Here is a 10,603-nt window from a genome sequence, read left to right as displayed (position 1 = left end):
GATCGGCATTGAGGGGGAACCGACCCAGGGAGGCCACCATGATCCCCCGTCCGAACCGCAAGGAGCGGCTGGCACTCGTCGGCCGCGTCCTCGCCGGAGTCGCCTCGGGGACGATGCACGCCATCGTCTCCTGGCTGCTCCAAGGCTGACACCCCGAGCCGCCGCCCGCGGGCCTCACCAAGAGGCCCGCGGGCGGTAGCCTACCCTCGGTCCCGCCGTGAACCGCCTCAGCCGTGTGCCTGCCTAAGGCACGTCCGGGTAGGTTTCTCGCCAGCCAGGAGGGCCATCAGTGGCCGCACACCGGGCAAGGTACGCGAGTACGGCGCGCGTAGGCGAGCGCGGAGACCGCCATCCCGGCGCCCCAGATCAGGTAGGCGGGGACGGCGACCCAGAAGAACGCCTCGGGCAGGTCCAGGCCGCCGTCGGGAGGGAACGGGTTGCGGCCGTGCAGCCGTTCCCAGAACATCTGCAGCAGCATCAGCCCGAAGTACACGGTGATCCCGCCGGAGATCGCGGCGCCCGGCCACAGCACCAGCCGGCGCGGGACGCGGCGTCCGGCAAGACGCGGAACCCACCGTGGCCATGTCCGCCCGAAACGGTGGACGAGCGCGAGCGGCAGCAGGCTCCCGCCCAGCACGAACCCGATGTCGAAGAGGCTCGCCGAGACCCCGCCGGACAGCGGCGACTCCCCGAACCCGACCGCGGCCTGCGCGGCGATCCGGGTGACGCATCCCGCGACGGCGAGGTAGGCCGCCCAGAACGCCCAGGCGGGTGTGCTCGCCAGCGGACCCGGCGCGTTCTCGGGGCGCCCGCAGCCGGCGCATCCGGCGCGCGTGCGGCGGGCATACGCGCGGGCGGACAGTCCGGTCAGAACCCCGGTCGCCACGCAGGCGGCGCGGCTGAGCGCGCCGACCGGGTAGAAGCGGAGGCCCATCCCGGGCAGGATGCCGCCGATCACATCCAGCAGGAGCAGCGCGCCCGAGGCGACCAGGCACACTGCGGCCGTCCAGGCGGCGAGCAGCAGTGCCGCGCGAGGCAGCCGTCCGAGGCGGTTCGCGCGGGGATGGGCGAGCGCCAGCAGGACGAGCGCGGCCGCCCCGCACAGCGCGGCGCTCGCCCATCCGGTGAACGCCACGAGGTCGGTGCCGATCGGCGACAGCTTGGTGTCCGGCTGGTGGCCTGACGCCCAGAAGACGCGCAGCAGGCCGTAGCCGGTGGCCCAGGCGAGCGCGATGAGGGGCAGGCGCCGCCGGAGGACCTGCCGCCATGACGCGGCGTCGCCGGCGACCTGACCGGCGCCGTCCGGGGTCTGGCGGGCAAGGGGGGTAGCCATGCCAGGATTCTGCGATCCGGCGGGCACGCGGCGACTCCCCCACGCGACGGACCCTCTCCCTCCCGCGGGTGAGAATCACCGCCTCGCTTCCGCCGCACGCCGGCGCCCACAGAGCCGCGCGGTGGGAGGGTGGCCGCGCACTGTTGCCGGGATTACTCCGCCTTGCCTCTGGTCAGCGCGCACATGTGAGGTTAGCCTTACCTAATTCATCGTCCTGATCATCGGGGACGGCGGTCGCGCGGAGGTGCAGTGAAGGCGGAGGTCCCCACAGGGCGGTCGGTGCTGGGCGGGGCGATCCGCTCGCAGCGTCGCGGGGTGGCGGTGAGCGCGGCGCTGGCCTCGGCGCACCAGATCGGCGAGACGCTGGTACCCGTGCTCATCGGTGCGGCGATCGACCAGGGCATCGCCGGCGGCGACGGGCTCGCCCTCGCGATGTGGCTCGCCGTGCTCGCCGCGGTGTATCTCGCGCTGTCGTGGGGGTTCCGGATCGGGGCCCACGCGGGAGAGCGGGCAGGGGTGCGGGCCGCCCACGCGCTGCGCGTCGCGATCGTCGGCCGGGTCCTGGATCCGCGCGGCGGGGCGGAGCCGGGGCGGCTGCCCGGTGCGCTCGCGTCGATCGCCACCGAGGACGCCCGCCGGGTCGGTGCCGTGAACGTGGCGCTGATGGCCGGGATGGCGGCGCTCGTGGGCGTCTCCTGCGGCGCGGCGGTGCTGCTGAGCATCTCGGTGCTGCTCGGCCTGATCGTCCTGGTCGGCACGCCGCTGCTGCTGGGGGCGGGGCATCTGCTGAGCCGCCCGCTGGAACGTCGCAGCCATGCCGAGCAGGAACGCGCCGCGCACGCGTCCGCCGTCGCCGCCGACCTGGTCGCCGGCCTGCGGGTGATCAAGGGCATCGGCGCCGAGTCCGCGGCCGTCGACCGCTACCGGCGCACCAGCACCGAGTCGCTGGGCGCGACCCTGCGGGCCGCCCGCGCCGAGGCGTGGCAGAACGGGACGGTCCTGGCCCTCACCGGCCTGTTCATCGCGCTGGTCGCGCTCGTCGGCGGACGGCTGGCCGCACAGGGCGAGATCAGCCTCGGCGAGCTGGTGTCGGCCGTCGGCCTGGCGCTGCTGCTGCTCGGCCCGCTGTCGGTCCTGGCATGGGTGAACGCCGAGTTCGCGCAGGGCCGCGCGTCGGCCGCACGGATCGCGGAGGTGCTCGCCTCCCCGTACGCCGTGCCGGACGGGCACGGCGCGCCGTCCGACCCGGTCACGGGGCACGTGCGGCTGAACGGCGTGGCGGCGGGGACCCTGCGGTCGGTGGACCTGGAGGCGCGGCCGGGTGAGCTGCTCGGCGTCGTCGCCCCGGATCCGCGGGACGCGGCGACGCTGCTGCACTGCCTCGGACGCGACATCGATCCGGACGTCGGCACGGTGGAGCTGGACGGCGTTCCCCTCACCGCGCTGCATCCGGCGGCGGTGCGGACCGCGATCCTGGTCGCCGCGCACGACGCCGACCTGTTCGCGGGCGGTCTCGCCGAGAACGTCGCGGCAGCCGCGTCCGCGTCGGCCGACCTGGACCGTGCGATGGCGGCGGCCGGCGCCGACGAGGTGGCGGCCGCCCTGCGGAACGGCGCCGGGGGCGTCGAGGCGTCCGTCAGCGAACGGGGCCGGTCGCTGTCGGGAGGGCAGCGCCAGCGCGTCGCACTCGCCCGTGCGCTCGCCGCGGACGCTCCGGTCCTCGTCCTGCACGACCCCACCACGGCCGTGGACGCGGTCACCGAGGCGCGCATCGCCGAGGGAGTGCGCGCGCTGCGGCGCGGACGCACGACGGTCGTCGTCACGACGAGCCCGGCTCTGCTGGCCGTCACCGACCGCGTCGTCCTGATCTCCGAGGGGCGGACCGAGGACGCCGCGACGCATTCCGAACTCGCCGCCCGCCACGACGGCTACCGGGCGACGGTGCTGTCATGACCGTCCGGGACGAGGAGAGCGTCGCGCAGGCACACGGCCCGCAGGAGGACGCCGGACGAGCCGGCGGAACCGAGCTGCTGCCCGTCGCCTCGGGCGCCCGGGTCCGCGCGCTGCTCGGTGAACTGCTGCGGCCGCATCGGGGGCTCGCCGCCGCCGGGGCCGCCGTCATGGCCGCCGCGACCGCCGTCGGGATGCTGACACCGCCGCTGCTCGGGCGGGTCGTGGACCTGGTCGCCGCGCACCGGCCGGCGGACGCCGTGACACCGGTCATCGTGCTGCTGGCCGCGGTCGCGGTCGTCCAGGGCCTGGCCACCGCATGGGGGCTCACGCTGGTCGCGCGGCTCGGCGAGACGGTCCTGGCGCGGTTGCGCGAGCGGTTCGTCGAGCGGGCCCTGCACCTGCCGCTCGCGCGGGTGGAACGTTCCGGATCCGGTGACCTGGTCGCGCGCGTGACCGGGGACGTGTCGCTGGTCGCCGAGGCCGTCCGCAAGGCGCTGCCGGAGCTGGTGCGCTCGGTGCTGGCGATCCTGCTGACGCTCACCGGGCTGGCCGTGCTGGACTGGCGCTTCCTCGTCGCCGCGCTGCTCGCCGCGCCCGTCCAGGCGTACACCGCTCGCTGGTACGTGCGGCGCGCAGTGCCGCTCTACGCGGAGCAGCGGGTCGCGAACGGGGCCCAGCAGCAGCAGCTCCTCGACAGCATCGGCGGCGGCGCGACCGTCCGCGCGCTCCGCCTGGAGGACGAGCACGCCGGTCTCGTCGCGCGCCGCTCGTCGGCGGTCGTGGACCTGACGATGCGCGGCGTGACCCTCGTCCTGCGCTTCTACATGCGGCTGCACGTCGCCGAGTACACCGGCCTGGCCGCCGTGCTGGTCGCCGGGTTCCTGCTGGTGCGCGGCGGGTCGGTGTCCATCGGCGCCGCGACCGCCGCCGCCCTGTACTTCCACAACCTGTTCACGCCGATGAACACCGCGCTCGCGCTGCTGGACGACGCCCAGTCCGCCGCCGCGGGGCTCGCCCGCCTCGCCGGTGTCGCCGACGGGCCCGCACCCGAGCCCGCGGGCCGGCTCTCCCCGCGCGACGCCTCGGTCACCGCCGCCGGGCTCGGCCACGCCTACGTGCCGGGACGGCCCGTCCTGCACGGCGTGGACCTGGACGTCCGTCCCGGTGAGCGCGTCGCGCTGGTCGGCGCGAGCGGCGCGGGCAAGACCACCGTCGCCCGGCTGGTCGCGGGCGTGCACCACCCGACCGCCGGGACGGTCCTGATCGGCGGCATCGACCTGGAGGACCTCGGCCCGGCCGCCGCCCGGCGCGCCGTCGCCCTGGTCACCCAGGAGGTGCACGTCTTCGCCGGGCCGCTCACCGACGACCTGCGGCTCGCCCGCCCCGGCGCCACCGGCGCCGAACTGTCCGAGGCGCTCGCCGCGGTCGGGGCGCTGGAGTGGGCGCGGGCGCTCCCGGACGGCCTGGACACCGTCGTCGGAGGGGGCGGCCACCGGATCGGCGGCGCGCAGGCCCAGCAGCTCGCGCTGGCGCGGCTGATCCTCGCCGACCCGCCGGTGGCCGTGCTGGACGAGGCGACCGCCGAGGCCGGCAGCAGCGGCGCCCGCGAACTCGAGCAGGCCACCGACCGTGCCGTCGCGGGCCGCACCGCCCTCGTCGTCGCCCACCGGCTCACCCAGGCGGCGTCCGCCGACCGCGTCGTCGTCATGGAGGACGGCCGGGTCGTGGAGAGCGGCACGCACGACGAACTGCGCGTGGCGGGCGGGCGGTACGCCGACCTGTGGCGTGCATGGTCCGGCACCCGGGAGCACGACCGCGCCTGACGGCACCGGCACCAAGGGCTCCGCGAAGAGCGCCGCGGCCGGCACCGCGTTCCCCGCCACGATCCAGCACAAGTACGGCTCGACGACCGTCCCGGCCGCGCCCAAGCGCGTCGTGACCGTCGGCCTCACCGACCAGGACGCCGTTCTCGCGCTCGGCACCGTCCCGGTCGGCACCACCGAGTGGCTCGGCGGCTACCCCGGCGCCATCGGCCCGTGGGCCACGGGGCGCTGCGCATCCCCGTGGACGACGTCGTGCGGGCCCTGTTCGGCGACCCGTCCAGCACCCGCATCGACCACGTCGTGTGGTCGGTGCGGGTGCCGCGCACCGTCCTCGGCGTCGCCACGGGCGCGGTGCTCGGCCTGTCCGGCGCCGTCATGCAGGCCCTCACCCGCAACCCCCTCGCCGACCCCGGCATCCTCGGGGTGAGCGCCGGCGCGACGTTCGCCATCGTGTTCGCGGTCGGGGCGCTCGGCATCGGCTCGCTCTACGGCTACATCTGGTTCGGATTCGCGGGCGCGCTCGCCGCCAGCGCCGTGGTGTACCTGCTCGCCGGGCTCGGCCGATCCGGGTCCACGCCGGTCAAGCTCGCGCTCGCGGGCGTCGCCGTCACCGCGATGCTGAACTCCTTCACCAACGGCATCGTGCGGACCGGCCCCGACGCGCTCGACCGGTACCGGTTCTGGTCCGCCGGTTCGCTCGCCGGGCAGGACGCCGGCGTGGTCCGGCGGGTGCTGCCGCTCCTGGCCGCCGGCGCCGTGCTCGCGCTCGCCTGCGCGCCCGCGCTGAACAGCCTCGTCCTCGGTGACGACGTCGCCGCCGCCGCGATCACCCGGCTGGCCGGCGGCGCCGTCGCGGTGATCGGCCCGGTGGTCTTCCTCGGCCTGATCGTCCCGCACTCGGCGCGGATCCTCGCCCGGGCCGCCGGGCTCGGCCCCGACCAGCGGTGGCTGCTGCCGCTTTCGGCGCTGCTGGCGCCGTGCCTGCTGCTGGCCGCCGACCTGGCCGGGCACCTCATCGACTCGCCCACGGAGCTCCAGGCCGGAGTGCTGGTCGCGGTCATCGGCGGGCCCTTCTTCATCGCGCTGGTCCGCCGCCGGCGCCTCGCGGAGGCGTGAGGAATGGCCTCGCCCGCCACCGGGATGGCATTCCGGCTGTCCCGGCCCGCAGTGTCGGGCGTGCTGCGCCCGCGGCTGCTGATCACGTGCGCGGCGCTCGCCGCCGCGGCCATACTGGCGTTCTGCCAGGGCATCGCGATGGGCGACGTCCCGATCCCGCTCCACGACGTGATGCGCGCCCTCACCGGCTCCGGGGACGGCGGCACGCTGCTCATCGTCCGCGAGTTCCGGCTCCCCCGCGCCCTCACCGGACTGCTGGCCGGGTTCGCGTTCGGCCTCGCCGGAGCGCTGTTCCAGACCATGGCCCGCAACCCGCTCGCCAGCCCCGACATGATCGGCATCACCCAGGGCGCCGGCAGCGCCGTCGTCGCCGGAATCGTCCTCGGCATCGGCGGCGCGCTGGCCACCGCCCTGCTCGTCTACGCCCTGGCGTGGCGGCGCGGCACCACCGGCTACCGCATCGTGCTGGTCGGCGTCGGCCTCTCGTGGATCTGCGGCAGCCTCACCGACTTCCTCGTCGCCCGCGGCGGCCGGTTCGAGGCGCAGGCCGCGACGGGCCGGCTCGTCGGCAACCTCAACGGCCGCGCGTGGAGCCATGTCCACGCGCTCGCGATCGCGCTGGCGCTGCTCGTGCCGGCCGCGCTGCCGCTCGGCCGCTGGACCCGCACCCTGCAACTGGGCGACGACGTCGCCCGCGGGCTCGGCACTCCCGTCCAGTACACCCGGTTCGCGCTGATGGTCACCGGCGTCGGCTTGGTCGCGCTCGCCACGGCCGCCGCCGGCCCGATCGCGTTCGTCGCCCTGGCCGCCCCGCAGATCGCGCAGCGGCTCGCCGGAACGGCCTGGCCGCCGCCCGTCGCGTCCGGCCTCGCCGGATCCGCCATCGTCCTCGGCGCCGACATCGCCGCACGCGTCGTCATCCCGGGAACCGAACTGCCGGTCGGGGTGGTCACGGGCGCGTTCGGCGCGCCCGTTCTGCTGTGGCTGCTCGTCCGCGCCACCCGCGCCGGCTCAGGAGGCTGAACACCATGACCGCACACGACACCCGGCCCGGCACCGGCCCGCACCCGGACGCCGCGGACGGGGACGCGCCGCGGCTGCGCGCCGACGGGCTGCGGCTCGCCCCTCGCCCGGCTGCTCGCGCCGCGCGGCGGGTCGGTGCTGCTCGACGGCCGGGCACTGCGCTCGGTCCGCACCCGCGAGCTGGCTCGGCGGCTCGGCATCCTGCCCCAGTCGCCCGTCGCGCAGGAGACGCCCCTGCCGCTGCTCGACGAACCGACGACCTACCTGGACCTGGCCCACCAGATCGACGTCCTGGACCTGGTCGCCGACCTGAACCGGCGCGAGGGGCGCACCGTCGTGATGGTCCTGCACGACCTCAGCCACGCCTGCCGCTACGCCGACCACCTCGTCGCCATGAAGGACGGCCGGGTCGCGGCCGAGGGCGCGCCGTCCGCGATCGTGAACGAGGACCTGGTGGAGGAGGTGTTCGGGCTGCGCTGCCAGGTCGGCGTCGACCCCGTCGCCGGGACCCCGCTCATCATCCCGATCGGACGGCACCGTCCGGACCCCGCCGGGTGAATGCCCGCCGCGGGGGGGGACGTCTCAGGCGACGTCCGCGCGGGCGTGCGCGCGGACCTCGCCGAGGTAGTCGGCGATCGCGTCCCGGTTGCGGGCGAGGCACTCGATCCGCCGGCTCATTCGGTCGAGCTCGGCCTCCAGCGTCGTGAGCATCTCCGGCGTGGCGTCGGAGAAGACGATGTTCCGCGGCTTGTCGAGGCACGGCAGGATCTGCTTGATGATGCGGGTCGGCAGTCCCGCGTCCAGCAGCCCGCGGACCTGCACGACACGGTCCACGGTCTGCTCGTCGTAGTCGCGGTAGCCGTTCGCGCAGCGCTGCGAGATGATGAGGCCCTGCTCCTCGTAGTAGCGCAGGAGCCGCCGGGAGACGCCGGTCAGTTCGGAGAGCTGCCCGATGCGCATATGTCCCACCTCACGCGATGCCGGGTTGACCTTCACATGGATGTGAAGGTTCGACGATACCCGGCATGTCCACCGAGAGCATCGACCGGCCCGCCGCTCCGCGGGTGCCGGTCCGCGAAGAGAAACTGCCCATGGCCGCGCTGACGGCCCTGGCCACCGCCGTCTTCATCACCAGCCTGACCGAGACGCTTCCCGCCGGTGTCCTCCCCGGCATGAGCGGCGGCCTCCACGTCAGCGAGTCCGCTGCGGGCCAGGCCGTCACGGTCTACGCCGCCGGCACCGCCCTCACCGCCATCCCGCTGACCGCCGCCACCGCCGGATGGCGGCGCAAGCGGCTGCTCCTGACGTCCATGGCCGGGTTCGCCGCGGCCAACACCGTCACCGCCGTCTCGTCCGACTACCCCCTGACCCTGGTCGCCCGGTTCGTCGCCGGGGTGGCCGCGGGGCTCGCCTGGGCGCTGCTCGCCGGCTACGCCCGCCGCCTGGCCCCGGCCCGGCTCCAGGGCAAAGCGGTCGCCGTCGCGATGTCCGGCATCCCCGTCGCACTGTCCCTGGGCGTCCCCGCAGGCACCTTCGTCGGCGAGTCGCTCGGCTGGCGGGCGCCCTTCCTGGTGATGACGGGGCTCACCCTCGTCCTGCTCGGCTGGATCACCGCGACCGTCCCGGACCACCCGGGGCGGCGCTCACAGGAGCGGCCCGGGATGCTGCGGGCGCTCACCGTCCCGGGCGTCGGCCCCGTCCTCTTCGTGACGCTCGCCTTCGTCCTGGCCCACACCATCCTCTACGCCTACATCGCCGCCTTCCTCAGGCACGTCGGAATGGGCGGCTCGACCGACCTGGTCCTGCTGGTCTTCGGGATCGCGTCGCTGGCGAGCATCTGGTTCACCGGAGCCCGCATCGACCGGCGCCTGCGCGCGCTCGCCATCGGCAGCGTCCTGCTGGTCGGCGTCGCGGCGGCCGTCCTCGCCGTCCCCGTCCACCACGACGCGCTCGTCTACCTGGCGGCGATGCTGTGGGGCCTCGGCTGGGGAGGCGTCCCCACCCTGCTCCAGACGGCCGCCGCCGACGCCGGAGGTCCGGCCGCCGACGCCGCCCAGGCCATGCTGGTCACCCTGTGGAACGTCGCGATGGCCGCGGGCGGGATCATCGGCGGCGTCCTGCTCGACGCGCTCGGCGCCGCGTCCCTCCCCTGGAGCGTTCTGCTGCTCCTGGTCCCGGCCTTCGCCGCCATCGCCGGCGCCCGCGTCCACGCCTTCCCGACCGTCCGGCCACACCCGTCCGACTGAAGACGCCATCGGCGCGGGCAACCACCGCCCGCGCCGCGAGAAGCGCGGAGAGGGAGGCCTTGACTTAGCGCAGGCCCGCGATCAGTCTCGTGGGCTGCGGCGCATAGGGCGCCGACTGCTGAAGGTGAGGACGATGGACTCGCGACGCATCGCGCTCAACCGGCGGCACAGCCAGGAGATGGGTGCCCTGTTCGCAAGGTTCCTCGACGCACATCCCGATGTCGAGTCCGAAGTTCACACGGCCCAGATGACCGACGAGCAAGATGCCGCGTGGACGGAGTTCAGCACCGAGCTCCTTCGTCGCCATCAGGCCGAGCGCTCGGCCCTCGCCGACGTACTCGAGGCCGAACAGCGCCAACGCGAGATCCGCGATTGAACCGGCGCCCCGCACAGCCGCCTTCAAAGAACGCGTCGGAGTGGGGGCTTGCGAGGCCGCAGGCGGTGCTGCCGCCTGCATACAGGCCGGGAATCGGGTCGCCGGTTTGGTTCAGGACGCGGCCGGACGGGTCGATGACCAGGCCGCCCTGGGTGGTGGGTGACCCAGGCGAGACGGTAGGGCACGGCGAGCCGGCGGCGACCGGGCAGCGGGGCCAGGGTGCGTCCGGTCTCCTCGGCCGTCCGCCCGAGGCAGGCGGCAAGGTCGTCGAAGGTGGCGCAGTCGCGGGCGGCGCCGGCGGACGCCCCGCCCAGGCGAGGGCGTCGCCTGTCGAGGCGCCGCCGTAGAAGGCGCGCTCACGCGAGTCGGGCGAACGGTTCTGCGTGAACGTCCTGTCCGCCGGCCAGGAGGACGTCTGCCGCGCCGTGGCCATGCGAAAGACAAACAAGTTCCGCGACATCGGATGGAGGCCGCCCCCGGCCGGCAACCCGATCATCAACGGCGCCGTCGCCTGGATCGACTGCGTCACCGAGCAACTGCACGACGCCGGCGGTCACCAGATCGTCGTCGGCCGCGTCCTCCACCTGCAGGAAGATGCCTATTTAGGGCGAATTTACCTGCTTTGCCGGACTATCGCGCGAGGAACCCGCAAGGGAGACTCCTCTCCGATACCGGCTAAATTTCAAGAGCATCACATTATTGAGCAATAGTCGGTTGATCGCACTTATGCCAG

10 protein-coding genes and 1 pseudogene are annotated in these 10,603 nt (G+C 74.7%); 8 read left to right on the top strand and 3 right to left on the bottom strand.

Annotated elements, in window-relative coordinates:
• Positions 1–286: 286 nt before the first annotated feature.
• Positions 287–1,333 carry a hypothetical protein gene (locus tag J4709_RS38635; protein WP_208248877.1) on the bottom strand — a complete coding sequence of 349 codons (1,047 nt, stop codon included), beginning with the start codon at positions 1,331–1,333 and terminating at the stop codon, positions 287–289.
• A 249-nt stretch (positions 1,334–1,582) separates the two neighbouring features.
• On the opposite strand from J4709_RS38635, the gene J4709_RS38630 reads away from it, so the two are divergent.
• From J4709_RS38630 to J4709_RS38610, 5 genes are all read left to right on the top strand, one after another.
• Complete coding sequence (locus tag J4709_RS38630; protein ID WP_307801925.1) at positions 1,583–3,286, top strand: ABC transporter ATP-binding protein; 1,704 nt, start codon at positions 1,583–1,585, stop codon at positions 3,284–3,286.
• Complete coding sequence (locus J4709_RS38625) at positions 3,283–5,109, top strand: ABC transporter ATP-binding protein (protein WP_208248873.1); 1,827 nt, start codon at positions 3,283–3,285, stop codon at positions 5,107–5,109. The genes J4709_RS38630 and J4709_RS38625 overlap by 4 nt, the downstream gene beginning before the upstream one ends.
• 213 nt (positions 5,110–5,322) lie before the next feature.
• Complete coding sequence (locus J4709_RS38620) at positions 5,323–6,225, top strand: FecCD family ABC transporter permease (RefSeq protein WP_307801924.1); 903 nt, start codon at positions 5,323–5,325, stop codon at positions 6,223–6,225.
• A 3-nt stretch (positions 6,226–6,228) separates the two neighbouring features.
• The gene (locus J4709_RS38615; protein WP_232384707.1) at positions 6,229–7,248 is read left to right on the top strand and encodes a FecCD family ABC transporter permease; all 1,020 of its coding nucleotides are present in this window, start codon (positions 6,229–6,231) and stop codon (positions 7,246–7,248) included.
• Between the two features lie 135 nt (positions 7,249–7,383).
• Complete coding sequence (locus J4709_RS38610; RefSeq protein WP_208248866.1) at positions 7,384–7,806, top strand: ABC transporter ATP-binding protein; 423 nt, start codon at positions 7,384–7,386, stop codon at positions 7,804–7,806.
• 24 nt (positions 7,807–7,830) lie between these two features.
• Here the strand turns inward: J4709_RS38610 and J4709_RS38605 are convergent, their stop codons facing one another.
• Positions 7,831–8,208, bottom strand: a complete 378-nt coding sequence (locus J4709_RS38605; protein ID WP_208248856.1) for a MerR family transcriptional regulator — start codon at positions 8,206–8,208, stop codon at positions 7,831–7,833.
• Between the two features lie 65 nt (positions 8,209–8,273).
• Here J4709_RS38605 and J4709_RS38600 point away from each other — a divergent pair, with 65 nt between their 5' ends.
• Positions 8,274–9,494 carry an MFS transporter gene (locus tag J4709_RS38600; protein ID WP_208248853.1) on the top strand — a complete coding sequence of 407 codons (1,221 nt, stop codon included), beginning with the start codon at positions 8,274–8,276 and terminating at the stop codon, positions 9,492–9,494.
• Positions 9,495–9,627: 133 nt separating this feature from the next.
• Positions 9,628–9,870 carry a hypothetical protein gene (locus J4709_RS38595; protein ID WP_208249228.1) on the top strand — a complete coding sequence of 81 codons (243 nt, stop codon included), beginning with the start codon at positions 9,628–9,630 and terminating at the stop codon, positions 9,868–9,870.
• Here the strand turns inward: J4709_RS38595 and J4709_RS56255 are convergent.
• On the bottom strand, positions 9,776–10,303 hold the full coding sequence (locus tag J4709_RS56255; RefSeq protein WP_372442214.1) for an FAD-binding protein: 528 nt from the start codon (positions 10,301–10,303) through the stop codon (positions 9,776–9,778). The two genes, J4709_RS38595 and J4709_RS56255, sit on opposite strands and share 95 nt — an antisense overlap.
• Between J4709_RS56255 and J4709_RS38585 the strand changes: the two are divergent.
• Positions 10,248–10,580: pseudogene (locus tag J4709_RS38585) on the top strand (flavin reductase family protein); the annotation flags it as partial. The gene J4709_RS56255 and the pseudogene J4709_RS38585 sit on opposite strands and share 56 nt — an antisense overlap.
• Positions 10,581–10,603 lie beyond the last annotated feature (23 nt).

Source organism: Actinomadura violacea (assembly GCF_017573465.1).
In the GTDB taxonomy this organism is placed as follows: Bacteria; Actinomycetota; Actinomycetes; order Streptosporangiales; family Streptosporangiaceae; genus Spirillospora; species Spirillospora violacea.
Note: the sequence above shows the minus strand (reverse complement) of the source record. Positions and strands in the feature narration are given on the sequence as shown.

What these genes read in the sequence shown, in the direction of transcription:
- J4709_RS38635 (WP_208248877.1), bottom strand. Translation starts at nt 1,333, where the DNA reads ATGGCTACCCCCCTTGCCCGCCAGACCCCGGACGGCGCCGGTCAGGTC.
- J4709_RS38625 (WP_208248873.1), top strand. Translation starts at nt 3,283, where the DNA reads ATGACCGTCCGGGACGAGGAGAGCGTCGCGCAGGCACACGGCCCGCAG.
- J4709_RS38615 (WP_232384707.1), top strand. Translation starts at nt 6,229, where the DNA reads ATGGCCTCGCCCGCCACCGGGATGGCATTCCGGCTGTCCCGGCCCGCA.
- J4709_RS38605 (WP_208248856.1), bottom strand. Translation starts at nt 8,208, where the DNA reads ATGCGCATCGGGCAGCTCTCCGAACTGACCGGCGTCTCCCGGCGGCTC.
- J4709_RS38600 (WP_208248853.1), top strand. Translation starts at nt 8,274, where the DNA reads ATGTCCACCGAGAGCATCGACCGGCCCGCCGCTCCGCGGGTGCCGGTC.
- J4709_RS38595 (WP_208249228.1), top strand. Translation starts at nt 9,628, where the DNA reads ATGGACTCGCGACGCATCGCGCTCAACCGGCGGCACAGCCAGGAGATG.
- J4709_RS56255 (WP_372442214.1), bottom strand. Translation starts at nt 10,303, where the DNA reads ATGGCCACGGCGCGGCAGACGTCCTCCTGGCCGGCGGACAGGACGTTC.